The organism is Streptomyces luteireticuli (assembly GCF_041519305.1).
GTDB classification, from domain to species: domain Bacteria; phylum Actinomycetota; class Actinomycetes; order Streptomycetales; family Streptomycetaceae; genus Streptomyces; species Streptomyces luteireticuli.
In genome coordinates, this window is record NZ_CP167928.1 from 445314 (window position 1) to 469427 (window position 24114).

Consider the following 24114-nt stretch of genomic DNA (forward strand, 5'->3'; position numbering starts at 1 on the left):
ACAGGAAACGGTGCGGTAGCGGCAATTACCGCTACCGCACCGAATTCAAGACGGCGGACACCGGAACGCGCCTGACCAGAAAGGCGCACCCGCCAGGTTGGGGTCGCAAAGGACGGTCAATTCCTCAATCCTCCCGACCCCGCGCCGACAGGCTCATGAACCATGATCCCGGCCATCGGCAATCCGACTCAACGTCCCAGGCCCCGGAGAGGCACACGCTTACTGACTCAGAAAAAATACCGATTGAACGGCGGGTGGGCAGATTCGAAGAGGAATCCGATGATCGACCCGCGGGTCAACTCGGCGTATTCACCGACCTCCACCAGCACGGGAACCTCATACACCTCCCCTACCGACACGGGAACCTCGTACACCTCACTCGAAGTTTCCATAGCGAATCACCCTTCACGTCGCAACGGAACACCGGAGCATTCGCTATTATCGTTCCGGCCGAATCGGGGCGTCTAGAGTCGGTCAAATCGCAAATCCTTCCGACTGAACGTCTTTCATCCTGTCCCGTAGGGATGAAAGGGCCTGGTCAGCGGGTGTGCTGGTGACATGGCAGAGCCCCTTGTCGTTGGGGTGTTGATCTCACTCGATACCGGCGCCAAGGGGCTCTGTTGGTTCCGTATCCTTCCATCCTCGATGTCCCGCACGAGCATGATGCCCCTATGAGCTCGTAACAGGATCATGGTCTGCGCTTGTTGAGGCGTCGCCAGCAGATGAGTCTGCAGGTGAGGGAGACGAGAGCGTCGTGGAGGTCGAGGCGCCGTTCCCAGCGGACTGCGAGGCGTTTGAACTGGTGGAGGAGAGCTTCACTTCCTTCAGCACGGCGAAGAAGCTCTCCGCGGCGGCGTTATCGTAACAGGACCCTGTTCTTCTCATGCTCTGTCTCAGGCCCAACCTGCGTATCTCCTGACGGAGTTCATCTGAGGTGTATTCCGCGCCGCGGTCCGAGTGCACGATGCATCCGGGCTCCAGGCGGCCGCGGCCTGCGGCCATGTTCAGCGCGCCGGCCACGAGCGAGGCCCGGCGGTGACCGGCCATCGAGTAACCGACCACTTCCCGGGTGGCCAGGTCGAGCCAGGTGGCGAGGTAGAGCCAGCCCTCGCCGGTGGGGATGTAGGTGACGTCCCCGACGAGTTTCATGCTGGGCCCGCGAGCGGTGAAGTCCCGTCCGATGAGGTCCGGCGCGGGCGCGGCTTTCTTCGCCTGCCGGGTCAGGCTCCGCCGCCTGCGGCGGGTGTGGCCGGTGATACCGCGTTCACGCATGATGCGCGCGACACGCTTGCGGTTGACGCGTTTGCCCAGACGCTGCAGTCCGGCATGGATGCGCGGGACGCCGTACGTGCCCTTCGATGCGAGGTGGAGCGCAGCGATCTCGTGCGCGAGGGCGTCGTCGGCAGCCTCACGTGCCGCGCGGGCCTCCTCGGCGGCCTGCCAGGCACAGAAAGAGGAGCGGGCCACCTTCAGCAGCCGGCACATCAGAGCGACGGAATGGGTGGTCTTCTCCGCCTCGATGAACGCGTAGATTTCGCTCACCGGTCGCTTTCCCTCGCGAAGAAGACCGTCACTTTTCGCAGGACCTCGATGGTCTCCGCCTGCTCGGCGGCCAGTTTGCGCAGGCGCCTGAGCTCCTCGCGCTCGGCACTGGTCAGATCCCCGTGCCGGCCTTCCCCGCGGTCGGTCTTCGCCTGCCGGTACCACCCGCGCAAGGACTCCGGGCTCACTCCCAGCTCCCGCGCGACCTCGGTCACCGTCCGGCCCGTCGAGTCGACGAGTGCGACCGCGTCCCGCCTACACTCCGACGTGTACCGCTTTGTGTACTTATTCCCCACCTGGCACTGCTTTCCCTGGGCTCACACGTCCCAGTCTCCAGGACTCCGTTGCTCAATTGTCTGCGGGCGGCGTCTTGGTGACGGCATGATCGCTTTTGCGGCCGGGAGCCTGTCGTGTGGTGTTGGCGGGGAGTGAAGCGATGTCGATGCAGCCCAGGGGTCTGCCGCCGGTCCCGGAGCAGACTGCGGTCGTGGCCCGTGCCGCTTCTTCGGACGCGACCGCGTCACCAGCGAGATCGCCCGCATTCGCACGGTCCTTGGCACCTGGGGCTATCAGCTGGGCCAGGCCGACGACACGCTGCTGCCGTCGGTCGCCTGTCAGCTGTTTCTACTCAACCGCAGCCCGCACCTGCAGGACATGGACACCGCGCTGTTCGACAGGGTCCGCCGGGAACGGCTGCTGGAGGGCGCCCGGCTGAACACCCTGCACGCTCTGCAGCGGGCGGTCGCCGAGCTCGGATTCTGCGATCCACCACTGCAGAGCACCGGCCGTCACTCGGCGAGGGCCACCGGCGGCGCCAAGATCTGGGAACAGTGGGCCAACCGCTGGCACGACACCTCCGCCCTCACGCCGCGCGTCCGCGGCAGCATCCGCTCCACCCTTCTGCGGGTCGGCCGGTGGATCACCGCCGAACAGCCCGACGCCGCCAATCCCGCCGACTGGACGCGGCAGACCTGCGCGACCTGGATCGCCGCACTGGACCGGATGAAGGTCGGCGACTACGTCCAGCGCACGGCCGGCCTCAAGGACCGGCTCGGCAAGCCGCTGGAGGCGCCCACCAAGGCCGGACAGATCACCGCGCTGCGGACGTTCTTCCGTGACTGCCAGGAATGGGAGTGGCTGCCCCGCCGCTTCGACCCACTCCGCGCTCTGGCCATCCCCCGCAGCATCACCGCCCTCCTCGGCCCCGACCCACGGGTGATCGCCGACGAGGTCTGGGCGAAACTGTTGTGGGCCGGCCTCAATCTTGATCCCGCAGATCTTCCGCAGACCCGGTCCGGGCACTTCTATCCCTTCGAACTGGTCCGCGCGGTCACGTTGACCTGGCTGTTCTCCGGTCAACGCAGCAACGAGATCGCCCGGCTGAGACTGGGCTGCATCCGCTGGCAGCACGACGGAGAACCCATTGCCGGCGACTCGCAGCAGGTGCTGGCTCGTGACGCGGTCTGCCTGCTCGACGTCCCGACCCACAAGACCGGCACCGCCTTCACCAAGCCGGTCGACCCGATCCTCGGCCAGGCCATCGACGCCTGGCAGGCCGTCCGCCCGGACCAGCCGAAGTTCACCGACCGCCGCACCGGCGAACACGCCGAGCTACTGTTCGCCGTCCGGGCCCGCCGCGTCTCCACCAGCTACATCAACAACACGATCATCCCGATGCTCTGCCGCAAGGCAGGAGTCCCGGACGCCGACGTCCGCGGGAACATCACCAGCCACCGGGCCCGGTCCACCATCGCCAGCCAGCTCTACAACGCCAAGGAACCGATGACACTGTTCGAGCTGCAAGCCTGGCTCGGACACCGATCACCGCAATCCACCCAGTACTACGCAAAGATCACCCCGAACACCCTCTCCAAGGCATACTCCGAGGCCGGCTACTTCGAGCGGAACGTCCGCACCATCGAGGTCCTGGTCGACCGCGACGCGGTCACCACCGGCGCCGTCGGAACCGGCGAACCCTGGCAGCACTACGACCTCGGACACGGCTACTGCACCTACACCTTCTTCGAGCAGTGCCAGCACCGCATGGCCTGCGCACGCTGCGACTTCTACACCCCCAAGGACTCCACGAAGGCCCAACTACTGGAGGCCAAGGGCAACTTGCAGAAGATGGCCGTCTCGATCCCGCTCACCGAGGATGAGCAGGCAGCCGTCACCGACGGCCAGAGCGTGCTCGACCGCCTCCTCGACAGACTCGCCGACGCTCCCACCCCGGCCGGGCCAACACCCCGGCAGCTCGACGTCCCAACGAACGCCACCCTCCTGCCGATCCTCGCTGTCTGCCAGGGCAAAGCACAGCAAGCTTGACAATTCTGATTCCACAGAATGATCTTGTTGTTGACGCCCTCGGTGCGTCCGTTGTAGTGGGGCAGGGTCAGTGCGGCGTTGACGGCGGCGCGGTCTCGTTCGAGGCCGGTGGCGAAAGAGTGAAGGAAGGGCAGGTCTGCGTCCAGTGCTCGTGCGATCCAGCCGGTCAACACCTCCGTGTTGTCCTGTGCGGGGCGCAGTAGCCGGGCGAACGCGCTCACCAGGTCGGACAGGCTGGTCATCTCCGCGCAGGCAGCCGCGAGTTGGTCGCGCAGAACGCTCCGCTCCTCGCCTTGGCGGGCGGGATCGCTCAGGAGGAGTCCGGTGACCTTGCGTGGCGAAAGGGTGGCATGGTCGGCCTCGACGCGGCCCTGGTTGATGTAGCGGACCAGCAGGTTCGCGCTTCCGGTGTAGCCGAGTTCCCTGATCTCGCTGAGGAGGTGGGTGACGGGAACGGCCGGATTCTCGGACCGGCGCGGCGCAGGTGCTCGCGGTAGGGGTCGACCAGGGTGGGCCGGTAGGCCGGGGCCCGGATCAGCTGCTCGGGCTCGGTATGGCGGGCATAGCGTTTGACCGTGTTCAAGGCGAGATTCAGCCGACGGGAGCAGTCGAGCAGGCCGACGCCCGCGTCCAGGAGTTGATGGACCTGCCGCCAACGTTCACGGGTAGTCACGGCGCGTCTGCCCTCGGACACCGGCGGACCGATCTTCGCCCAGCAGGCGCTGTGCGTCCCGACTTCCTTCCAGGCTGCCTCGCCGAGACCGTGCCACAGATGCCAGCGATCCATGCTCTGCGCGATCGTGGGGTCGGCGTCGGTGATGGCCTGGGCGAAGTCCCCGGCCCCGTCCCGGCACGCGATCTCGACCCCGGGATGCTCGCGTAACCAGGCGGTGACGGTGGCCATCTTCCGGTCGGGCAAGACCTCTATGCGCTGGCCGCTTTCCGCGTCGATCAGAATCGTCGCGTAGCGTTGCCCTTGCGCAGGGCGAACTCGTCGATCCCCAGCACCCGGGGCACCGGCCGCTCGGGCAGGAGGATATGCAACAGGCAGGCCAGTACGGTAGCCCAGCTGAGCACGTGGTGCAGGCGGAGCAGCAGGCAGGCCCCGGCCGTGCCCGCCAACGCACGGGCGACCGCCTCAACCACCGCCTGCAGAGCCGGAGTCCGGCGCTGGTAGCGAACTGTCAGGCCCTCGACCTGCTCGGCGAACGTCTGCTTCGAGCAGTCCGGGTTCTCGCAGTACATCCGCCGCACCGACAGGTCGACCATGACCGGGCGGCCGCCGACCGCCTCGTCCGCGACATGCCGCACATACCGGCTGTGTTCCCAGCCCGACGTCTGCCCACATCCCGGGCAGGCGGCCGACACCCCGGCATGCGTCCGTGCCGTGATCCGGATGACGTCCTCGCCGGCCTCCACTGCTTCGACCTGCACCGCGGCCAGCTGCGGCAGCAGCATCGTCAACTCCACGTCACACTGCAACAGTCTGCACCCGCAACGACACTGCGTCAGCAGTCTGGGTATCGATCAACGGCTACGAAAATCTTGTAAGACCCATCATCCGGACACACCCGCGGCCGACGATGACCAGCTGTAGGCGCTGGGGTCGAACGCGTGCAGGCGCCTGACGAGCCTGCGCGTGGACCAGGGCCAGCAGAACGTGTTCACACCAGGGTGGCTGAAGTAATAGCTGGAGCAGCCGGCGGGTGTTGTAGACGGTGGTCTGCAGCGCGGCGTGAAGGGCGGTGTGATGCGTCGCCTCCGCCTCGGCCCGTACGTCCATCGCCGTGTGTCCGTCGGCGCGCAGGTGGGTGAGGGCGGTGGTGATGAAGCGGAGCTGGGCTTCGAGGACGGTGGGCACCGCGGTGTGGCCGGTGAGCAGGTTTGGTCCGAGGAGGAGGAAGAGGTTGGGGTATCCGCTGACGCTGGTGCCCAGGTAGGCGCGGCGGCCTTGGGACCAGGTCTGCGTCAGCGTGGCGCCATCGGCGCCGTGGAGGCGGTGGGCCAGAGGCAAGTCCCCGATGTGGAAGCCAGTGGCGAGGACGATGAGGTCGGCGCGGGTGCGGGTGCCGTCGGCGCCGATGACGTCGGATCCCTGCACTTCGGTCACACGGGTCGGGTAAAGGTGGACATTGGACCTGGTCAGGGCCGGGTAGTAAGTGTCGGAGGCGATCAGGCGGCGGCCTCCGAGGCGGTGCCGGGGAGTCAGTGCCCGGCGCAGGGCGGGGTCGGGTACCGAGGTGCGCAGGTGGCGGCGGGTTACGGCCTCCAGCGGTGGCAGCATCCAGGGATGGCGCAGGGGCACGCCGACGGCTTCCTGTGTCCAGTGGTGCAGGCCGCGGAGCGCACGGTGGGCCGCGGGGTGGCGCTTCAGGAATCGGTGGGCGCCCGGCGAGAGGGTGTAGTCCGGTTTGGGGAGTACCCAGTCGGCGGTGCTCTGGAAGACATCGACGCGAGCGGCCCGGGGCTGGATCTCGGGGAGGAACTGAACGGTGGAGGCTCCGGTGCCGACGACGGCGATGTGACGCCCGGTCAGATCGGTGGAGTGGTCCCAGCGGGCGGAGTGGAAGACGGGCCCGGGGAAGCCGTCGAGGCCGGGGACGTCGGGGTAGCGGGGCCGGTGCCAGGGGCCGGTGGCCACGACGACGGCGCGGGCCTTCCAGGTGCCGCTGGTGGTCCGCAGGGTCCAGCGGTGCGCGTCCGGATCCCAGCGGCCGCCGAGAACTTCCGTGCCGTAGCGGATCGCCTTGTCGGCTCCGTGGGCCGCCGCGGTGGTCTCGAGATAGGCGAGGATCTCGGGCTGGGCGGCGAAGCAACGGCTCCAGGAGTGGGGGGCGAAGGAGTACTCGTACAGCACCGAGGGGACGTCGCAGCCGCACCCGGGGTAGGTGTTGTCCCGCCAAGTCCCGCCGAGCCGCGCGGATTTCTCCAGCACGACGACGCCGTCGAAACCGGCCCGGCGCAGGGCGATGGCGGCGGCCACCCCGGACAAGCCGGCCCCGGTGACGAGGACCTCTGCCTCGTGCACGTCGGCTGCCTCGCGCGCCCGGGCTGCCTCATGCGCCTGTGTTTCGTGATCGCGGCTCTCTGCCGGCTCCTCGGTCACGGCGGCACCCCCTGCCAAACAGAAAGAGGCCAAACAGTAGGCCCCGACGGGGGCCACAAGGGTGATATCAGCGTAATGCCACTCATACGAGTGTTTTTCTGCATGAAGGATGTTCGCCAGCCCGCCTCTGCGGTTGCATGCGTGGCATGGGGACGGGACAGGGACAGGACGGGGACGAGGCGGGACCGAGTGTCGTGGGAGACGGCCGGGGCCCAGTGCTGCCTTACCCCAGCGGCTGGTTCTGCCTGGCGCTCTCCCGCGATCTCGCCCCGGGCGCTGTCCTGACCCGCAGGTTCGCGGGCGAGGATGTCGTCCTCTACCGCACCCGCGACGGCAGGCCCTACGCGGTGCGGCCCTACTGTCCGCACCTCGGGGCCCATTTGGGCCTCGGCACGGTCGAGGGCCGGAACCTGGTGTGCCCGTTCCACAGCTTCGCCTACGCCCCCGACGGCGCCTGCGTCCACGCCCCCGGCGGCCGGGCACCGCGGATCCGGCTGGAGCACCACACCCTCTGCGAACGCGACGGCTTCGTCTTCGTCTGGCGCGGCCACGACGACGCTCCGCCCGCGTGGGAGATTCCCGGCGTGCCCGGAGCGATCCCCCCTCCCACGGCCGTCTGGACCGCCGATGTGCTCACCCACGCCCAGGACCTCTCCGAGAACTCGCTCGACTACCGGCACTTGAACACGCTGCACGGGGTGGCAGCGCGGGAACTCGTACCGCCGCAGGCCGAGGGACCCTTCCTCCGGCTTCGCCTGCAGCTGGCGCCGAAGCCGTTTCCCACGCTGAAGATCACGAGCGAGTACTCGTTCCTCCTCGCGGGAGTGGGCTGCTTCCGCACCGACACCTCCATGCCCCCGCTCGGCCTCGCGATCCACCTCTGGGCCATGCACACGCCGACCGGTCCCCGGAGCACGCGCATGCTGGTCGCGGCGGCGTGCACCGGCCTCGACGGGACGCCACGGTCTGCTCTGCCACTCCTGCGGCAGCCTCTGGCACGGAGCGTCGCCCGGGGAATCCTGTGGGGCGCGGTCAACGCCCTCAAAGACGACCTGAAGATCTGGAACACCAAACGCTACGAGCCCCGCCCCCGCCTCGCCGCGGGCGACGAGGCCATCGGCTCATACCGCCGCTGGGTCCGCCAGTTCTATCCGCCCTCGTGACCCGGTCGAGGGGCCTCGACCCCGAGTCGGCCGGCCGCGGCAGCGAAAATACACTGGCGAGCCTTCACCCTGCCGGAATAATCGGCATGCCCAGGGGTGAGGAGGGTCTGTAAAGCATTCGGTACAGACCCCCGCCACGCAGTGGTCACCAACACCCTTGCCACCAGGGGAAATCCGCTAACTACCCGGTTGGATGGGACTGCAAAAAGAACAGACTCCGGGAAATCAGAGCTGGTCCCACCACCAGGCAACAGCGGGTAGGCCCTCGATCGGTTCCAAGGTGGAGTCTGAAGGGGTGTCGGCCCAGCCGACGGGGAGGGTGAGGCAATCGTAGCGCTCGTAGCCGTCAGAGCCCCCGATGTGCGTGTAGCGGGGGGTAGTGAGATACCAGTCGAGGCAGCCTCGGATGTAGTGGCCGAGGGCCTTGAGGTATTCATGTAGCTCGTGACTGGCAGTGGGCAGGAGGAGTTCTCGGAGTTTAAGGAAGAGGCAAACGGTGCGGTCACGTTGAGCAACGACGATATCCACGGCTTCCTGGAGCGAGCATCCCCGCTCCTCCATCACGAGCAGCAGGGCGTTATTCTCGACCTGTTGGCCTGTGATCTCTTTGCGGTAGGAGAACAGGTCATTGTCCCAGCAGACAATGAGGCCGACGGCTGCTGTGGCAGCGCGGACGCGTGGGGAATGGAACTCCTGAGGTGGCACGTGGACCCGATAGGAATTCTCGAGATTGGCGCAAGTGCTCAGATGAGCTCCGGACCACTGGCGGTAAACGGCATAGTGATTGAGACTTCGGTTGCCGCGGGCGGCACTGCTGGCCTGAATGGCCATGCTGACGAGCCACTCGCGGTTGGCATCCATGATGCGGTGGGCCAGGCCCGGCGGGGTCTGGTCACGGATGCGGCGCCATAGGCCATGCAGGAGGATGATGTACGGGTCGTCGCTGGGTGGTTCGGCGTCGAGCGTGTTGGTAACGGCCAGAAGCTCAGCGAGCAGGCAGAGGTAGCCGTCGGAGTCGTGGCCGAGTTCGCTGTTGTCGCAGCGGTCGTCGTCGAAGGCGAACTGCCAGGTGAAGACGTCGGCAGTGGTCTGCACATGGTCGTCGAATCCGTCGGGTGCGAGGCGGGCGGAGAGTTGTCCGGCCCGGGATCCGATGATCCTTGGAAGACGGGTCGGATGGCTGAAGTAATCGAGACCGGTGATCCATTCGATGGACCGGGCCTGGATGGTCCCGGAATTAGGGTGAATTGCCGACGCGATCGGGCAATAGACGGGTGGAATACTGATAGCGGAAGTATCCAATGGTCCTTCTTCTCCAAGTAGCCTGGTTCCTTTTTGCGTATGGAGCATGAGAGCGAGGATGGCTGCGGCGGCTGACGTGAGCTTGTGCCGAAGTGGTCCTCTTTACGGAATTGCTCGATCAAAGTGGTGTCGATGGGCCGTCCCGCGAGCCGGAGTGTGGCGACCGCAGTGGCAGTAATGTCTCCATCCACCATGAAGGCATCACTCATCCCTATGCCGTTGGGTGTGAGGGATCGTTCGATGCGGGTCAGTTGCTCGGTGCAGGTGGTGCGCAAGTTGGGGTGGGTGAGCAGACCGGCAAGCGTGAGGGCATGCAGGATCCAGACGCGTTCGAAGTTGCCGATGGGCCATACAGTGGGCAGCGAGCAGTCGGTGCGGGTGGCGGCCTGTGCTTTGACCAAGTAACGGCGACCTTGTTCAGCGCCAGAGCCGAGGGCGCCGATGCGATGCAGCCAAGTCACGGTCGCTGCGGGGCTGTGGCCGACCCCGCCGCTGTCGTCGACAAGTTCTATGGCGCTCTGGTCGGCCCAGGCCTCCCAGGAATGCACGGCCGGGGTTCCGGGCGAGTGCGGTGCCAGGGCCCCGATGGTGCGCCGACGCTGCTCACTCAACGCGCGCAGTGGCCCGTATGGGGCCGATGGAAGATCGAGGCCGTGGCTGGCGGATTCGTCGAACAGCGCGGGGAGTGTGAGCTCAAGGCCAACAGGCAGGTCCAGCGGCAGCGGATCGCTCCACCATCGGGAAGCATGCGCGTGGAGAAACGACAGCGCACTACGTACCTGTTCGAGATACGCACGGTGCCGGTGCAGGGCGAGCAGAGCTGCCACGGTCGGCAGATCCCGCGCCCAGGGAACTCGTGAGTCGCCCCAGCCACCGTCGGCCTGCTGCTGGGCCACGATCCAGCCCAGCATCCGGTCGCGGGTTTCGCTGTTGTGAGGCAGCAACGTTACGGAACGGGCGGTGTCGTACACCGCAGGACTGATCATGCCCCCGTCGGTCCCGACGACCTCGACCAGGGCTTGCAGGCGCAAAACCACACCATCGTTCGAGATCATGCTGGTTGCCGCCCTCTCCGGGCCCTCCAAAAACCCATCTCAGCAGTGTTGTGCCCATAGGTAGGCTGAAGCAGCCGACGCGGCCGCCCGTGCCCGCGGTGTGGCCAGGCGGCCGAACTGTCGCCGGGCACCTTCCGGGCCAGGCCGAGGAGAGACCCGCCGATGCCAAAGCCGGTCAAGCGTGCTCCTCATCAATGCAGAGCACGCAGGCACGGGCCCAGGCGTGAGCAGTGTCTTTCGGGAGCGGGTAAAGGGGCATGCGCAGACTCACCCTGTGGCGGGCGGGAAGCGCGCGGGGTTGTGCACAACGGGACGGTTCCCGGGCCCGGGTGGTGCATCGGTGCTTCCCCTGACCGGTAACGCGCCCTGCCCGGAAACACCCCAACTCGTTGAAGGTGAGTGGCGTCGCCGGACGCGTCGCAGGGCTGATTCAAAGTCCTGACGGTTGGGGGTTGGTGCTGGTCGGGTTACTGAGTTTTTCGGTGTGAGGTCGGGGGTGACGGCAGTTGATCCCTGCGGTACGTCGTCGGTATGCGGTACGCACAGGGAGGCGGCCTGACCGCGGAGCGGCGGCAGGTCCGGGAAGGCATCCGTCTGCAGGCCGCGGAGCGGTTCGCCCGTGGCGAGAAGACTGCTCTGGTGGCGAAGGACCTGCGGGTCACCGAGCGGTCGGTGGAACGCTGGCGCCGGGTCTGGCGCGAAGGCGGTGCCGAGGCTCTGACCTCGCGCGGCTCACCGGGACGGCCGAAGGTGACCGATGCCCAGTTCGCCGTGCTGGAAGGCGAGTTGGCCAGGGGCCCTGCCGCGCACGGCTGGAAGGACCAGCGGTGGACCCTGGCCAGGGTCAAGACCGTGATCGGCCGCCGCTTCCACCTCACCGTCTCCGTCGCCGGGGTGTGGCGGCTGCTCACGCGCCATGGCTGGTCCTGGCAGGCGCCCACCCGTCGGGCCCTGGAACGCGACGAGGACTCGGTGATGCTGTGGAAGAAGGGGGTATGGCCCGAGGTGGAAGCATCGCGGCGGCGCTCGGGGCCTGGGTCGTCTTTGAGGACGAGTGAGGTTCCCCCGCTGCGTGAGAGTTGCTGATCAGCAGGTCGGGACGGGTTGATGGGTGTTCAGGTTCGCTGGTTCGGCCGTCGCCTGGTCGGTGTAGTGCTTCTCCTCGAACTCGATCGGGCTGAGGTAGCCGAGCCGTTCTTGGATGCGGCGGGGGTTATAGAAACCGTCGATGTACTCGAAGAGCGCGAGGTTCGCCTCGGCACGTGTGGCGAAGGTGCGGCCGCGCAGGCCCTCGGTCTTGATCAGCATCCACAGATTTTCCGCGAGGGCGTTATCGTACGAGTCCCCCACGGACCCCATGGACGCCTCAATTCCCGCCCGCACCAACCGGGTCGTGAGCTTGATGGACGTGTATTGACAGCCGTGATCGGCGTGGTGAATGAGCTTGCCCGGCTCGACCTCGCGGGACGAGAGGGCGTACTCGAGGGTGGTCAGCACCAGGTCCGCATCGGCGCGGGCGGAGGTCTCCCAGGCGACCACCCGGCGGGAGAACGCGTCGCGGATCGCCGAGAGCCACAGCGGCCCCTCGCCGGTCGGAACCATTGTGAGGTCGGTGACCCACAGCCGGTTCGGCGCGGGTGCGGTGAAGTCCCGGTTGACCAGGTCCGGGGCCAAGGTGGCCTTCGGGTCCCGGCGCGTGAAGCCGCTCTTGCGGCGTGGGCTCACGCCCGCAAGACCGTCCTCGCGCATCAGCCGTTCGACCCGCTTGCGGCCCACGCGGACGCCCTCCCGTTTGAGGACGGCGTGCACCCGCGGCGAGCCGTAGATCCCGCCGGAGTCGGCGTGGATCGTGCGGATCTGCTCGGTCAGCTCGACGTCCCGGCGGCGCCGTTCGCACGGCTCCTTCTCCGCGCGGCGCCAGCGGTAGTAAGTGGCGGAAGGGATGTGGAGCTCCCGGAGTACGCACTCGACCCCCAGGCGGGGATGCTCGTCAACGAGCGCCGTCACCTGGGCCGGGTCGGGTCGAGTTGCGCCGCGAAAAACGCCGAGGCCGTCCGCAGCACGTCGTTGGCCCGCTTGAGCTGGGCGTTCTCCTTGCGCAGGGCCGTGAGCTCGGCCCGCTCGTCGGTGGTGAGCCGGTCGTCGCGCTCGCCGGCATCGGCCTCGGCCTGGCGGATCCAGCCGCGCAGGGCCTCCGGATGCACGCCGAGGTCGACGGCCAGTTTCTTGATCTGCGGCCTCGGGTCGGAGGTGCGGTACATCCGCACCGCACGCTCACGCAACTCCAGCGGATATCTTCTCGGGGCAGCCATGGTCGAAGGTCCTCTCATGAGTCCCATCTGACCCTCTGTCAACTGACTCCGCATCTCGGGGGAAGCTCAGAGGCCGGTTTCTCGACGCCACCGAGGGCCCGCACCTGGGGCCGACGCGGCCGCACCCCGCTGGTGCGGGTGCGGGGCCGGTCCTGGCGACGGTAGTCGGTTGCGGCGATGTGCTGCTACAGGGTCGGCGAACGCGCCCGGCTCATCTGGCAGCCCCGCCCGTATGAACGGCGGAAGCACGAACGCAAGAGCTTCGCCTGGCAGGACTACCGGAACCTCGTCCAGCGGGCCCATGCCCAGCTCGGCGGCCCGATGCTCCTGGTCTGGGACAATTTGAACACCCATCTCGCCTCCGGCATGCGCCAGTTCATTGCCGAGCACGACTGGCTCACCGTCCTCCAGCTGCCCGCCTACGCACCGGATCTCAACCCGGTGGAAGGCATCTGGTCGCTGCTGCGGCGCGGGCCCCTGGCCAACGCGGCCTTCACCGACCCCGACGACCTCACCCGAACTCTCCGCCGCAGTCTTCGACAGTTGCAGTACCGCCCTGACCTGATCGACGGCTGTCTCACCGAGACCGGCCTCGCGATCACCGGACACACCCCGACCTCACGCCGAAAACCTCAGTAGCGGTAGTTCGTTAAACCCGGCGGTAGAGATCAATGCTGTGTCCGGTGGTGACCGCGTCTATCAGGGCCTGGAGTTCGGCGGGTGGGTCCTTGTCGGTCCAGGCTCGCCACCAGCGGTTGAGGGTAATGGCAGGGGTGAGCCAGGAACGTATGGCGCGCAAGGCCCTGGGCCAGCAGGGAGGTTGGGGCTGGTGGGGTGTGGGTGGTCCCCCTCTCTGGCCGGTCGTCGGGGCACGGGTCTGGCGCGGTGGCGTCCATGGGTCCGGGTGGGGCGAACCACTGGTCCCAGCAGAAGGAGAAAGCGCAGTTGACCAGTGTCTGGTGGTGGCGGATGGCGCGGTCGGAGCGGACTTGGAAGTCTGCCCAGCCGAGCTCGTCCTTGATCTGCTTGTAGCTCTGCTCGATCCACGGCCGCAGGCCGTAGAGGCGGACGATCTCGGCGAGATCGGCAGGCGGGTGCGTACTGGCAGCGGCGTGGGGCGCGTCGGGATGGGGCAGGTTGGTGGACAGGTACCAGGTGGCCTTCGGCGGCAGGGTGGCCGGATCGGTGGTCGCGGCGACGAGCCGGCAGGGTGAGTCGGGGCCGTAGCCGCCGAGGCGGGCGTCGGCGGCCCACCAGGTCTCGGTGTGCCCGTCGCGGAAGCGGCGCACAACGGAAGTCCAGTCGCCGGGGTGTTCGGCGTCCCGCCAGGTCAGGGTGTGGGCGGCGTCGACCGGTGTGTGCGGCTGGTCGGCGGGTGCCCAGGTGCCGCGGTGCGGCTTGAGTGCCACCACGTAGGGCAAATGGGCCTCGCGCAGTGCGAAGTACCAGTCGTCGCTGACGGAGTAGGCGCAGTCGGCCACCACCGCCCGGCAGGGAAAGCCGGCCTTCTTGCCCTCGGTCGCGAGGGCGGCGGACAGCTGCGGTTTGGTGCGGAAGGCGGGGTCGTTCCGTCCGCGCGGGAAGTGGTGGGCCGGGGTGTACGGCACTGCGTGCAGAGGGTAGTACACCCGCCCGTCGGTCCATACCGTCGTGACCGTGACCACGCAGTTGTCAGTCTTGCCCCACCGGCCCAGCCACTGCCGTCCCACGTGCGCGGTGGCCGTGCCGTCCTTGCGGTCCCCGGAGTCGTCGATGACGATGACTCCGCCGTCGTGCGGGGCGGTCTCCGGCTGCTCGTGCAGCAGCTCAAGCCGCCGACTGTTGATTTTCCCGGCATCCCAAGCGGACTCCGACAGGAAGAACTGCAGCCGCTGCACCGCCGGCGAACCAGCCCCGGTCACAGGCTCCGCTCCGGCGAGACAGGTGATCGTCTTGTTCCGGTCCCGAGGCGCCAGCAGCTCGGTCAGGTACTCACGAAATCCCCGCCGTTGCGCGAGGCTGACAAAGAGGTCATCGAACCGGGCCGCGTACTCCTCCAGCGGTCCCGGCGCGGGCGGACACGAACGTCGCGCGGTCATCCTCGCCCCCAAGCTCGACAGATCCCCGCACCACCGCTGTACGGCCGACATGACCAGCCGTCAATCCCCGCGTACCGACGAGTTCAACGAACTACAGGTACTCCTGCACCTCGCCCCAGGAGGAGAACAAGAACAGCTCCGGGTGGCTGGTGCGCTGCCCGGCTTTGAGCTCGAGTGCGGCCCTGGCGATGCGCTGCAGCGCGCTGCCCCCGCCGGTCAGTGCCACCGGGATGCCGAGCTCCAGGTAGGACAGGACTTCGCTCATCGCGTCCACGTTGCCCCGGCACAGTACCGCCTCGGGCTGCGCCACCTCGCCAACCCGGGAGCCGGGGCCGTGGCCGGTCAGCTGCATCTCCGACTCGGCGTGCCCCAGCCACCGGTTGGCCACCTCGGCGATGGCCGGGCCGAAGCGGAAGGACTGGGTCAGGCGTAGTTGCTCGGCGGGGAAGCCGGTCATCACATCGCGTGCGTTGCGCCAGCCGTAGATCTGCTGGGCCGGGTCCCCGACACACACCCGCTGCGCGTCCTGGGCGAGGAAGACCTCCTCCAGCACCGGATTGGTGTCCTGGGCCTCGTCCAGCAGGACGAAGTCCGCGCCGAGCCGCGGGGAGGTCATCGCCCACAGCTTCATGTAGTGGTCGTGCTCGAACCGCAGCCGGCCGGCGGGCGAGCAGATGTCCTCCCACGCACGATGCGCGTAGGGCAGCAGAGTGTGGGCGAGATAGTCCTGGCCAGGGCCGTCGAGTCCGTTGACTGGCTCCATGTGGCAGGCCATGACCTGCCGGTCGGTGGTGTAGCAGAACTTGCGGACCATGCCCATCACCAGACGCGCGGCGTGAGTGACCTTGATCTGGCGGGAGTTGACGTCAAGGTCACGGGTGATGCCGAGCATGCGGGCGGTGTGCTTGGCGGGGATCCTCGCCGAGGCGTCCAGACGCTCACGGTAGTGGTGGCCGACCGCGCGGAAGGCCAGGGAGTGCGCGGTACGGCACTCGACGTTCGGCCCGAAGCGTGCGCGGGCGTCGTCGGCGATCGCACGGTTGAACGCCACGTAAAGGCCCCGTTTGCGGGTCGCAGCGCCCATCAGGATCAGCGTGGACGTCTTACCCGTCCCCGCTCCGGCGACCAACGCCAGATCCCGGCCGGAGGCGAACATCTCACGGGCAGCCTGCTGTTCCTTCGTCTTGGTTCATCCATGAGGAGCCGGTCGGGGTGAAGTGGACATGGAATCGAGGATGCTTGCCCAGCCACGCCTTGATCTCGGCGGTGTTGTGGGTGGCGTAGTTGTCACAGACCAGATGGACTTCGAGGTCGGCCGGCACCGCCTTGTCGATCCGGATCAGGAACTTCTTGAACTCGACCGCCCGGTGACGGCGGTGCAGTGCCGATATGACCGTGCCGTCGGCGATGTTGAAGGCGGCGAACAGGCTGGTGATGCCGTGCCGGTAGTAGTCGTGGGTACGCCGCTCGGGCATGCCCGGCATTATCGGCAGCACCAGTTGCGACCGGTCCAGTGCCTGGATCTGGGACTTCTCGTCGACGCACAGCACCACCGCCTTCTCGGGCGGGTGGTGGTACAGCCCGACGACGTCGACAACCTTGGCGACGAACTGCGGATCGGTGGAGAGCTTGAAGGAATCCTGAAGGTGCGGCTTGAGGTCGAACCGCTTCCAGATCCGCCCGATCGTAGACTTGGACAGCCCCGAGTGCTCCGCCATCGAAGCCCGCGACCAGTGGGTGTCCTTGCCAGGGCTGGACTCCAGAGTCGCCACGATGACGTCCTCGACCTGGTCGAGCAGGATCGAGGGCGGCCGGCCCACCCGGCTCTCATCGGACAGGCCGTCGAGGCGTTTGACGATGAACCGGGCCCGCCAGCGTTCCACCGTCGACTCGTCGACGCCGAGGTCGAACGCGGCCTGCCGGTTCGTGCCGCCCTCCGCGCAGCGCAGCACGATCCTGGCCCGCAACGCCAGGTATTGGGCGGTCTTCGCCCGCCTCGCCCACCGGATGAGCTGGTCACGCTCATCCTCGCTCAGGACCAGGTCGGCCTTCGGCCGGCCGATCGGGCCGGTGTCCTCAAGCCCGGCCGTCCGCTCCGCGGCGAAGGCCCCGCGCCACTTCCGTACCGTCTTGAGCGCCACACCAACCGCCCGCGCGGCGCCTGCATTCGACATCCCGTCCGCACACGCCAGGATGATCCGGGCCCGCTCGGCGGGCCGCCGATCCGGCACCCCCGCCCGCCGCAGTAACTCGACACGCTCGTCCTCGGACAGCGTGATCTCCACAGCGGAAGGACCCGGATGCGACATGGCAACAGGGTAGTAATTAACACCCTCAGGATTTCTGGCGCATCACATTAGTGTGATGCGCCAGAAATCAGAGGCGTAAGTGGCTAGGGTTTTCTCATGTCACCAGGGCCTCGTGCTGTTGAAATTGTGTTGTCCGCTGAGGAGTTCACGGAGCTGACGCGGTGGGCCGACGGGGCGGCAGGGGCGCGTCTGGCGGAACGGGCGCGGATTGTCCTGGCCTGCGCCGAGGGGCTGCCGACCGTGCGTGTGGCGGCGAAGCTCGGCGTGACGGCGGACACGGTCCGCAAGTGGCGAACACGGTTCGCTGAGCGGCGGATGGATGCTCTGACGGACGCGCCGCGGCCGGGCCGGCGCAAGGCGGGACTGGTCCTGACCGACGAGGAGCATGTCCAGCTGACGCGCTGGGCGAGGCGGGCGAAGACCGCGCAGTACCTCGCTCTGCGCGCGAAGATCGTGCTGCGGTGCGCGGAAGGCGGGACGAACAAGCAGGTCGCCGCCGAGCTGGGCATTGCCCATGCGACGGTGAACCGCTGGCGGTCCCGCTTCATCGCCCGCCGTCTGGACGGACTGGCGGACGAGCCGCGCGTGGGCCGTCCGCCGTCGATCCTGCTGGACCAGGTCGAGGACGTCCTCGTGGCGACGCTGGAGTCCACGCCCGGCCGGGACACGCACTGGTCGCGGGCCTCCATGGCGAAGCACTCGGGCCTGTCGAAGTCGACGGTCGGGCGGATCTGGAAGCGGTTCGATCTCAAGCCACACTTGCAGGACACCTTCAAGCTCTCCACCGACCCGCAGTTCGTCGCCAAGGTCGTCGACGTCGTCGGCCTGTACCACCACCCGCCCGAGAAGGCGGTAGTGCTGTGCGTGGACGAGAAGAGCCAGATCCAGGCTCTGGACCGTTCCCAGCCGGTCCTGCCGATGATGCCGGGGATGCCCGAGCGGCGTACCCACGACTACTTCCGGCACGGCATCACCAGCCTGTTCGCCGCCTTCAACATCGCCGACGGCACCGTCATATCGGAACTCCACCGCCGTCACCGGGCCATCGAGTTCAAGAAGTTCCTGGTCACGATCGACAAGGCAGTGCCGCGCGAACTCGATGTGCACCTGGTATGCGACAACTACGCCACCCACAACACCCCCGAGATCAGGACGTGGCTGGGCCGGCATCCCCGCTTCCACGTGCACTTCACCCCCACCGGTTCCTCCTGGCTCAACCAAGTGGAGCGGTGGTTCGGCCTGCTGACCGACAAACTCATCCGCCGCGGTGTCCACCGCTCTGTGAAGGCCCTGGAAGACGACATCAGGGCATGGATCGAGACGTGGAACGAGAACCCACGGCCCTTCACCTGGACCAAGACCGCCGACGAGATCCTCAACTCGCTCGCGGACTACCTCGCGAAGATCGCCCCGCCCGACACCAAGACTCCCTAGCCACTTACGCCTCTGATTTCTGGCGCATCACATTAGCGACTGGCGTCAGCGCCGCAGCCGGGATCGCAGCACGTGCTTATGCCTATTGGCTTCGCGAGGCAGTCCGACGTGAAACGCTGTGTCAATGGCCTTCTGTGGCGCCCCGCTGGCGGCCTTGAGACATCCCCGCAGGTGGACGGCATGATCGGTGCCTCTCTGGTGTGTGGGTGCGGCTGGTGGCAGTGGTCGGCGGTCGAGGGATCAGAGTCGTTCGATTTCGGCCCGGATGTCCGGCTGGGTGTAGAGCCAGGAGCGCGAGACTTGCGCGGTTCGGGCGACGGCCTCGAAGGTCACCGGGGTTCCCGCAGTGTCGAGTTCACGCAGAGTCTTGATGGTCTTGGCCCGCGTCAGCTCGTGACGCTGCCGGGCCGAGAGCGCGAGGTGGGCGCTGTTGTCAGCCCGCATCGGCCGCCTCCGTGCTGGTGTCGTCGTCCTGGTCGAGTCCAGTGATGATGTGGTCGAGGTTGCCCAGGACCTGCTGGTTCATCTCGACGAGCCGTTGCTGTCCGCGGGCCTCGGCGGCGGAAATGATCTGGAGGATCTTCTGGCGCTGTTGACGGTGGTGGGGTAGGGACTTGGCGGTGGTGATGAACATCGGGCAGGTCAGGCAGGCGTTCGTGTGGGGGCCGGTCTTGACCACGGGCAGGCTGCAGTAGCCGTTGGGGAGTGCCTGGGTGGCCCGGCCGACGCGTTGTTTGGCCCAGGCAGCCTCGGCGAGCGGGCCGTCCGGATTGAGCGCTACTTTCTCTCGCCGCTGATGTTGACCTTGCGGGCCTTCTCCCAGTGGCGGCGGACCGTGGTGTCGTGCAGACGCGCGTAGTGGGCCGTCATCTCGTGCGAATCGTGATCGAGGATTTTACGTACGACTTCCTGCGGGACGTCGCGGTTGGTCAGCCAGGTGCCCAGGGTGTGCCGCCATTGGTGCGGCGTCAGGTGCACCGGGTGGCCGTGCTCGTCACGGGCGTCGCAGCGTTCCAGCCAGGGAGTCAGGACCCGACGGTAGGTGCCGCCGTGCATGGGCTCGGTGCCGTGAACCTCGGGAGGAGCACCGGGACCCCTGCAGGAGCCGGTGCTGCTGGTCGCGGATGTCCTGCTCGAGTTCCTCGTCGATCGGAACGAGAGCCTCGCGCTTCATCTTGTGGTGTCGGTGGGTTCGTGCCGGTCGTGCAGGGTCGGCAGCCGCAGCCGGGCATCGAGGTCCGCAGCGTATCTGAGTCTTTGAACCAGATCGAGGTGGAATCACCCGACCCGGGGGTCAGGGTCGGGAAGAAGTTCGTCTGTACGCGGCTACGGATAGACATTCCCCTGCACAATCGGAAAAATTTGCGATTTGACCGACTCTAGACGACCCGATTCGGCCGGAACGACAATAGCGAATGCTTCTGGTGTTCCGTTGCGACGTGAAGGGTGATTCGCTATGGAAACTTCGAGTGAGGTGTACGAGGTTCCCGTGTCAGTAGGGGAGGTGTACGAGGTTCCCGTGCTGGTGGAGGTCGGTGAATACGCCGAGTTGACCCGCGGGTCGATCATCGGACCCTCCAGCGAAGCTGCCCACCCGCCGTTCAATCGGGATTTCTTCTGAGTCAGTAAGCGTATGCCTCTCCGGGGCCTGGGATGTTGAGTCGGATTGCCAATGGCTGGGATCATGGTTCATGAGCCTGTCGGCGCGGGGTCGGGAGGATTGAGGAATTGACCGTCCTTTGCGACCCCAACCTGGCGGGTGCGCCTTTCTGATCAGGCGCGTTCCGGTGTCCGCTGGCTTGAATCCAGTGCGGTAGCGGTAATTGCCGCTACCGCACCGTTTCCTGTAATCCCAAGCAGGTTTGGCCCCTGGGGGATGGCATGTGGGTCGTGGTCCTGCCGGACAGTGAGGCCGGTGCTGGGGCTGTGCAGATGCTGCGGCCTTATGTGTCGCAAGTTGTTGAACATGCCTCAGGGCGACCGTGGATGTTGGGTGTCTGGCCCGATGAGCTGCTGGCTGTGGGGCAGGTGGGTACGGCGCGTCTTGCTGTCATCGGTCGCCACAGGGTCGACGGGGAGGTGTTGTCGGCTCGTCTGAAGAAGCAGGCACAGGGGATCTCCGGAACGGACGGGCTCGCTGCCGGTGTCGCGGGCTGTTTCCACGTCGTGGGGTCGGCGGGCGGCCGGGTGCATGTACGAGGCAGCGCTTCCGGGACGCGGCGAGTCTTTCATGCCCGTGTGGCGGGCGTGACGGTGGCCAGCAGCCGGGCGGACCTTCTCGCCGCGGTGATCGGGGCGGGCGTGGACGAGGAAGTTTTGGCTCTGCGCATGGCGGTGCCGGGTATCGCCCATCCGCTAGAGGAACGGTGCATATGGAAAGGTGTATCCGGCATTCGGCCTGATGACTGCCTGGTTCTCGAGCCCGACGGACGTGCTCGCACCGTGCGCTGGTGGACTGCCCCGGAGCCCTCAGCGGCTTTCGAGGAAGGCGCTGCCTCACTGCGAGATGCCTTGAGCGAGGCCGTCGGCACGTGTTCAGCGGGCGGCGGCATTATGAGCGCCGATCTCTCCGGAGGACTGGACTCCGCCAGCCTGTGCTCCCTCGCCGTTCAAGGGCCCGCCCGGTTGGTGACCTTCGGATGGCACGGGGCGGACCCGGCCAACGACGACACCGTCTGGGCACGCCGCGCCGCGGAGGAACTGCCGGATGCCGAGCACGTGACCGCCGGCCCCGGAGAGATACCAGCCTGGTTCTCCGGCCTATCCGACCTGCCTTTCATCACAGAAGAGCCCGGTCCTTGGGTGCGCGACTGGGCCCGGATCCTCCATGTGCTCGGGAGAATGGCGGGGCGAGGATCGCGACTGCACCTGTTCGGTGGAGGCGGCGACGAACTGTTCACCCCCATGCCTTCGTTCCTGCATGACCTGGTGCGGTCTCGTCCGCTGACCGCACTGTCCCTACTACGGCAAGGTCATGCTTTGCGGAGGTACCCATTGCGACCGGTGCTGTACGCCCTGGGCGACCACACCAGTTTGGCCGACGAACTGGCTCGTGGGGCTTCCCGCCTCACCGCAACGCCCTCCCTACCGCATGCGCCCGCCATGGGCTGGGGCTTCGGCACAGGCATGCCGCCCTGGGCTACCCCGCAGGCAGTGGCAACGGTGGCGGCGATGCTGCGAGAGGCTGCCGACCGTGCCCCCGTCCCTCTGTCACCATACCGGTCCCTGCACATGGCACTGCAGTGCCTGAGGGCCGGCGCCGACGCCGTCCGGCAGATCGACCAGGCGACCACTGAGCACTTGGGTATCGGCTATGCCACGCCCTTCCACGACGACGCGGTCATCGAGGCAGCGCTGTCGGTCCGGCTCGAGGAGCGCATGGCACTTGCCTGCTACAAGCCTCTTCTTGTAGCAGCGATGCGCGGCGCCGTCCCGGAAGCGATCCTGGCCCGCACCACCAAGGGCGAGTACAGCGCCGACTTCTACATCGACTTCCGCCGCCACCGCGGTGAACTGCTCGCATTGTTCGACGCCCCCGCGCTGGCCGACGCAGGCCTGATCCGCCCCGACCGTCTCCGCGCCGCACTCCGCGGTTACCCCGACCATCAGCTGCACACCCAACTCCTGCCGACCCTGGGATGCGAAGCATGGCTACGCTCACCGCCGAAGCCGCCCACAGCACCACCCGATGCGACTACAGGAGGATTCCGATGAGTCTCGTGCTCAGCCCCGGCATCCTCACCACCGGCACAGGCACAGACATGATCCTGCTCGACGAACGCCGAGGCCGGTACTGGTGTCTCAACACCACCGCAACACTGACACTGCGTGCCCTGCTGGGCGGGGCCACCCCCGAGCGGGCCGTATTGATTCTCATCCAGCGCTACCCGGAAATCTCTGCACAGCGGGCCGAACATGATGTCACGGCACTTCTGGAATCACTGTGCACCGCACGGCTGGTGACGCAGACGTGAGCGTACCCTTCTCTCCCGAGGACCGGCCCGCGCTCGCCCTGCACCACCGCATCGCACCCCTTACCACCGCCACCCTTGCCAGAGCACTCGCACGTCTCTCCCCCCGCAACATCCGCCGTATCCTGCAACTCGCACGCCTCGGCGCCGCCCCCGCCACCATCGACCAGGCACTAGCAGCCCGCCAGGACATCATCGCCGTCAGTGCACGCTGCGCGGGGGAACACTGCCTGCAACGATCTCTGGCCACCGTCCTGCTGTGCCGCACCCGTGGTGTGTGGCCAACGTGGCGCAGCGGGGTACGCGGCGAACCCTTCCGCGCGCACGCCTGGATAGAGGTCGATGGACAACCCATCGGCGAACCCCCTTCCACCGCCCTTTACCACCCGATCATCACCATTGCCCATCCCCTCCGAGTGGACCGACGCTGCCCCGGGCCGTCAACTGGTACTGGGTGATCGATGGGGTTGAGATCCGGTACTGGTGATGCAGCGGCTCGCCGACCAGTCGGGGAGAGGGGGGACGTTGCGTCGGCGGTGACGACCGGGCCGTACGGGGCGTCAGGAACTCGCCGCCGGTTCTCGGGCTTCAGCGAGTTGCCCGCAGGGCCGGTGATCGAGGACTGCCTGCCGTGCACCAGGTGCTCAGCCCCGCTGAGCACCTGGTGCACCCCGACCCGCTTGCCGCGAGGCTGCATGGCCAGCGCCTCCTGGCCGCCGGCCTGCCACTTCGCCCACCACGTGTCGACCGCCTTCAGCGACACCCCGAACGCCGCCGCCACGTCCTCGCGGTCCCGGCCCACCACCAACGCGCCCACCGCCCGCAGTCGCAGGGCCTCCTGCGCCGAAGGCGACAGATGCCGCGCGTCCCCCACCAGATCGCCCACACCCCTCAAACGACCCAGAACCCGAACCGTTTCGAATCAATAGAACATTCACGCGATCATTAGACTTTGCAATCATCCACCCGTTCTCTGCGGATTATTCACCCATTTGACTGGGACGCGTCCCTCTGGCTGCCATGCGCATGCGTCCTATGCTGTAAATCACCAGCCCCCGACCCTTGACTGCTCAAGAAGCAAGGGAGTCACCGGGGCCTCTTTTCCCTTTACCCATGGAGTTCTGATTGTGAAATGCAGGCAGAGTCGAACTAAGGCCACCGGATGCGTAGCGGTCGCACTGGCCACAGCATCCCTATTGGGGGTGTGCCCGCCCTCGGCCCATGGGGCCAGTCGGCAGGGACAGGCCGCCTACCTCGTGCCGGGGAAACATTCCTTCATCGCACCGCCAGGCGTAGCTATCGTGACCATGTCTGCTTGGTCCGCTGGCGCGGGTGGCGCGGGTGGTGGTGGCGGCGGCGGTGCTGGCGGCGGCGGCGGACGGGAAAGCGGCGGTGGTGGCGGCGGCTCCGGCGGCAGCGGTGGCGGCGGCGGAGCAGGCGGATCGTTCGTCTCATGCACGGTCTCTGTCACTCCGGGTCATAAATATGACATCTTGGTTGGTCGTGGTGGGCCAGGC

At 67.1% G+C, this 24114-nt stretch carries 27 protein-coding genes and 1 pseudogene; 10 read left to right on the top strand and 18 right to left on the bottom strand.

Translation table 11 applies throughout. From position 1 onward, the window contains the following. Positions 1-227 precede the first annotated feature (227 nt). The 3 genes from AB8735_RS37795 to AB8735_RS37805 all read right to left on the bottom strand — a co-directional run bounded on the left by AB8735_RS37795 (position 228) and on the right by AB8735_RS37805 (position 1838). Complete coding sequence (locus tag AB8735_RS37795) at positions 228-392, bottom strand: lasso RiPP family leader peptide-containing protein (RefSeq protein ID WP_372412355.1); 165 nt, start codon at positions 390-392, stop codon at positions 228-230. A gap of 277 nt (positions 393-669) precedes the next feature. Next, a complete protein-coding gene (locus AB8735_RS37800) occupies positions 670-1542 on the bottom strand; it encodes an IS3 family transposase (RefSeq protein ID WP_372412357.1) in 873 nt (290 codons plus the stop codon). Next, entirely contained in the window at positions 1539-1838 is a 300-nt protein-coding gene (locus tag AB8735_RS37805) for a transposase (protein WP_372412358.1), read from the bottom strand. The genes AB8735_RS37800 and AB8735_RS37805 overlap by 4 nt, the downstream gene beginning before the upstream one ends. Before the next feature lie 358 nt (positions 1839-2196). Between AB8735_RS37805 and AB8735_RS37810 the strand changes: the two genes are divergently transcribed. After that, positions 2197-3867 (top strand): tyrosine-type recombinase/integrase, encoded by a 1671-nt coding sequence (locus AB8735_RS37810; protein ID WP_372412360.1) that lies wholly within the window; start codon positions 2197-2199, stop codon positions 3865-3867. A 62-nt stretch (positions 3868-3929) separates the two neighbouring features. Here the strand turns inward: AB8735_RS37810 and AB8735_RS37815 are convergent. From AB8735_RS37815 to AB8735_RS37830, 4 genes and pseudogenes are all read right to left on the bottom strand, one after another. Continuing rightward, a pseudogene (locus AB8735_RS37815) lies at positions 3930-4295 on the bottom strand (ISL3 family transposase); the annotation flags it as partial. Continuing rightward, entirely contained in the window at positions 4178-4786 is a 609-nt protein-coding gene (locus AB8735_RS37820; protein ID WP_372412362.1) for a hypothetical protein, read from the bottom strand. The pseudogene AB8735_RS37815 and the gene AB8735_RS37820, both read right to left, overlap by 118 nt. Positions 4787-4818: 32 nt before the next feature. After that, the gene (locus tag AB8735_RS37825) at positions 4819-5325 is read right to left on the bottom strand and encodes a transposase family protein (RefSeq protein ID WP_372412363.1); all 507 of its coding nucleotides are present in this window, start codon (positions 5323-5325) and stop codon (positions 4819-4821) included. 76 nt (positions 5326-5401) lie between these two features. Beyond that, a complete protein-coding gene (locus tag AB8735_RS37830) occupies positions 5402-6895 on the bottom strand; it encodes a flavin-containing monooxygenase (protein WP_372412365.1) in 1494 nt (497 codons plus the stop codon). Between the two features lie 293 nt (positions 6896-7188). Here AB8735_RS37830 and AB8735_RS37835 point away from each other — a divergent pair, with 293 nt between their 5' ends. Further along, complete coding sequence (locus AB8735_RS37835) at positions 7189-8136, top strand: aromatic ring-hydroxylating dioxygenase subunit alpha (RefSeq protein ID WP_372412367.1); 948 nt, start codon at positions 7189-7191, stop codon at positions 8134-8136. A gap of 225 nt (positions 8137-8361) precedes the next feature. Here AB8735_RS37835 and AB8735_RS37840 read toward each other — a convergent pair whose 3' ends face one another. Next, complete coding sequence (locus tag AB8735_RS37840) at positions 8362-9486, bottom strand: hypothetical protein (protein ID WP_372412369.1); 1125 nt, start codon at positions 9484-9486, stop codon at positions 8362-8364. 44 nt (positions 9487-9530) lie between these two features. Between AB8735_RS37840 and AB8735_RS37845 the strand changes: the two genes are divergently transcribed. Both AB8735_RS37845 and AB8735_RS37850 read left to right on the top strand, forming a co-directional pair. Then, complete coding sequence (locus AB8735_RS37845; RefSeq protein WP_372412270.1) at positions 9531-10298, top strand: hypothetical protein; 768 nt, start codon at positions 9531-9533, stop codon at positions 10296-10298. A gap of 726 nt (positions 10299-11024) precedes the next feature. Next, a complete protein-coding gene (locus tag AB8735_RS37850; protein ID WP_372412271.1) occupies positions 11025-11579 on the top strand; it encodes a winged helix-turn-helix domain-containing protein in 555 nt (184 codons plus the stop codon). Here the strand turns inward: AB8735_RS37850 and AB8735_RS37855 are convergent, their stop codons facing one another. Together AB8735_RS37855 and AB8735_RS37860 are read right to left on the bottom strand one after the other, a co-directional pair. Beyond that, the gene (locus AB8735_RS37855) at positions 11580-12500 is read right to left on the bottom strand and encodes an IS3 family transposase (RefSeq protein ID WP_372404936.1); all 921 of its coding nucleotides are present in this window, start codon (positions 12498-12500) and stop codon (positions 11580-11582) included. It abuts the gene before it with no gap. Further along, entirely contained in the window at positions 12497-12805 is a 309-nt protein-coding gene (locus tag AB8735_RS37860) for a transposase (protein ID WP_372404934.1), read from the bottom strand. The genes AB8735_RS37855 and AB8735_RS37860 overlap by 4 nt, the downstream gene beginning before the upstream one ends. Positions 12806-12982: 177 nt before the next feature. On the opposite strand from AB8735_RS37860, the gene AB8735_RS37865 reads away from it, so the two are divergent. Then, entirely contained in the window at positions 12983-13444 is a 462-nt protein-coding gene (locus AB8735_RS37865; protein ID WP_372412272.1) for a transposase, read from the top strand. A gap of 29 nt (positions 13445-13473) precedes the next feature. On the opposite strand, the gene AB8735_RS37870 is transcribed toward AB8735_RS37865, so the two are convergent. The 3 genes from AB8735_RS37870 to AB8735_RS37880 form a co-directional block, all read right to left on the bottom strand. Then, positions 13474-14883, bottom strand: coding sequence for an IS701 family transposase (locus tag AB8735_RS37870; RefSeq protein ID WP_372412273.1), 1410 nt, complete (start codon positions 14881-14883; stop codon positions 13474-13476). A gap of 91 nt (positions 14884-14974) precedes the next feature. Then, positions 14975-16039, bottom strand: coding sequence for a UvrD-helicase domain-containing protein (locus AB8735_RS37875; protein ID WP_372412274.1), 1065 nt, complete (start codon positions 16037-16039; stop codon positions 14975-14977). 1 nt (position 16040) lies between these two features. Continuing rightward, positions 16041-17168, bottom strand: coding sequence for an IS630 family transposase (locus AB8735_RS37880; protein ID WP_372412482.1), 1128 nt, complete (start codon positions 17166-17168; stop codon positions 16041-16043). A 120-nt stretch (positions 17169-17288) separates the two neighbouring features. Here AB8735_RS37880 and AB8735_RS37885 point away from each other — a divergent pair, with 120 nt between their 5' ends. Continuing rightward, a complete protein-coding gene (locus tag AB8735_RS37885) occupies positions 17289-18626 on the top strand; it encodes an IS630 family transposase (RefSeq protein WP_372406756.1) in 1338 nt (445 codons plus the stop codon). A 240-nt stretch (positions 18627-18866) separates the two neighbouring features. Here the strand turns inward: AB8735_RS37885 and AB8735_RS37890 are convergent, their stop codons facing one another. The 3 genes from AB8735_RS37890 to AB8735_RS37900 all read right to left on the bottom strand — a co-directional run bounded on the left by AB8735_RS37890 (position 18867) and on the right by AB8735_RS37900 (position 19682). Then, complete coding sequence (locus AB8735_RS37890) at positions 18867-19070, bottom strand: DUF6262 family protein (RefSeq protein WP_372412276.1); 204 nt, start codon at positions 19068-19070, stop codon at positions 18867-18869. After that, complete coding sequence (locus AB8735_RS37895; RefSeq protein WP_372412277.1) at positions 19060-19305, bottom strand: hypothetical protein; 246 nt, start codon at positions 19303-19305, stop codon at positions 19060-19062. The genes AB8735_RS37890 and AB8735_RS37895 overlap by 11 nt, the downstream gene beginning before the upstream one ends. A 98-nt stretch (positions 19306-19403) precedes the next feature. Next, entirely contained in the window at positions 19404-19682 is a 279-nt protein-coding gene (locus AB8735_RS37900; RefSeq protein ID WP_372412278.1) for a tyrosine-type recombinase/integrase, read from the bottom strand. Positions 19683-20082: 400 nt separating this feature from the next. On the opposite strand from AB8735_RS37900, the gene AB8735_RS37905 reads away from it, so the two are divergent. The 4 genes from AB8735_RS37905 to AB8735_RS37920 all read left to right on the top strand — a co-directional run bounded on the left by AB8735_RS37905 (position 20083) and on the right by AB8735_RS37920 (position 23055). Beyond that, entirely contained in the window at positions 20083-20247 is a 165-nt protein-coding gene (locus AB8735_RS37905) for a lasso RiPP family leader peptide-containing protein (RefSeq protein ID WP_372412279.1), read from the top strand. 269 nt (positions 20248-20516) lie between these two features. After that, entirely contained in the window at positions 20517-22340 is a 1824-nt protein-coding gene (locus AB8735_RS37910; RefSeq protein WP_372412280.1) for an asparagine synthase-related protein, read from the top strand. Then, positions 22337-22600, top strand: a complete 264-nt coding sequence (locus AB8735_RS37915) for a lasso peptide biosynthesis PqqD family chaperone (RefSeq protein WP_372412281.1) — start codon at positions 22337-22339, stop codon at positions 22598-22600. Before AB8735_RS37910 ends, AB8735_RS37915 begins: the two co-directional genes overlap by 4 nt. Continuing rightward, positions 22597-23055 carry a lasso peptide biosynthesis B2 protein gene (locus AB8735_RS37920; protein WP_372412282.1) on the top strand — a complete coding sequence of 153 codons (459 nt, stop codon included), beginning with the start codon at positions 22597-22599 and terminating at the stop codon, positions 23053-23055. The genes AB8735_RS37915 and AB8735_RS37920 overlap by 4 nt, the downstream gene beginning before the upstream one ends. On the opposite strand, the gene AB8735_RS37925 is transcribed toward AB8735_RS37920, so the two are convergent. Continuing rightward, positions 22977-23483 (bottom strand): helix-turn-helix domain-containing protein, encoded by a 507-nt coding sequence (locus AB8735_RS37925; protein ID WP_372412283.1) that lies wholly within the window; start codon positions 23481-23483, stop codon positions 22977-22979. The two genes, AB8735_RS37920 and AB8735_RS37925, sit on opposite strands and share 79 nt — an antisense overlap. A gap of 410 nt (positions 23484-23893) precedes the next feature. Continuing rightward, a complete protein-coding gene (locus tag AB8735_RS37930; RefSeq protein ID WP_372412284.1) occupies positions 23894-24052 on the bottom strand; it encodes a hypothetical protein in 159 nt (52 codons plus the stop codon). Positions 24053-24114 lie beyond the last annotated feature (62 nt).

Excerpts from the sequence above, each read along its gene's own strand:
- AB8735_RS37795 (WP_372412355.1), bottom strand. The coding sequence starts at position 392 with ATGGAAACTTCGAGTGAGGTGTACGAGGTTCCCGTGTCGGTAGGGGAG.
- AB8735_RS37810 (WP_372412360.1), top strand. The coding sequence starts at position 2,197 with ATGGACACCGCGCTGTTCGACAGGGTCCGCCGGGAACGGCTGCTGGAG.
- AB8735_RS37825 (WP_372412363.1), bottom strand. The coding sequence starts at position 5,325 with ATGCTGCTGCCGCAGCTGGCCGCGGTGCAGGTCGAAGCAGTGGAGGCC.
- AB8735_RS37840 (WP_372412369.1), bottom strand. The coding sequence starts at position 9,486 with ATGCTCCATACGCAAAAAGGAACCAGGCTACTTGGAGAAGAAGGACCA.
- AB8735_RS37850 (WP_372412271.1), top strand. The coding sequence starts at position 11,025 with ATGCGGTACGCACAGGGAGGCGGCCTGACCGCGGAGCGGCGGCAGGTC.
- AB8735_RS37860 (WP_372404934.1), bottom strand. The coding sequence starts at position 12,805 with ATGGCTGCCCCGAGAAGATATCCGCTGGAGTTGCGTGAGCGTGCGGTG.
- AB8735_RS37865 (WP_372412272.1), top strand. The coding sequence starts at position 12,983 with ATGTGCTGCTACAGGGTCGGCGAACGCGCCCGGCTCATCTGGCAGCCC.
- AB8735_RS37870 (WP_372412273.1), bottom strand. The coding sequence starts at position 14,883 with ATGACCGCGCGACGTTCGTGTCCGCCCGCGCCGGGACCGCTGGAGGAG.
- AB8735_RS37875 (WP_372412274.1), bottom strand. The coding sequence starts at position 16,039 with ATGTTCGCCTCCGGCCGGGATCTGGCGTTGGTCGCCGGAGCGGGGACG.
- AB8735_RS37885 (WP_372406756.1), top strand. The coding sequence starts at position 17,289 with ATGTCACCAGGGCCTCGTGCTGTTGAAATTGTGTTGTCCGCTGAGGAG.
- AB8735_RS37890 (WP_372412276.1), bottom strand. The coding sequence starts at position 19,070 with ATGCGGGCTGACAACAGCGCCCACCTCGCGCTCTCGGCCCGGCAGCGT.
- AB8735_RS37900 (WP_372412278.1), bottom strand. The coding sequence starts at position 19,682 with ATGCACGGCGGCACCTACCGTCGGGTCCTGACTCCCTGGCTGGAACGC.
- AB8735_RS37905 (WP_372412279.1), top strand. The coding sequence starts at position 20,083 with ATGGAAACTTCGAGTGAGGTGTACGAGGTTCCCGTGTCAGTAGGGGAG.
- AB8735_RS37915 (WP_372412281.1), top strand. The coding sequence starts at position 22,337 with ATGAGTCTCGTGCTCAGCCCCGGCATCCTCACCACCGGCACAGGCACA.
- AB8735_RS37930 (WP_372412284.1), bottom strand. The coding sequence starts at position 24,052 with ATGAGACGAACGATCCGCCTGCTCCGCCGCCGCCACCGCTGCCGCCGG.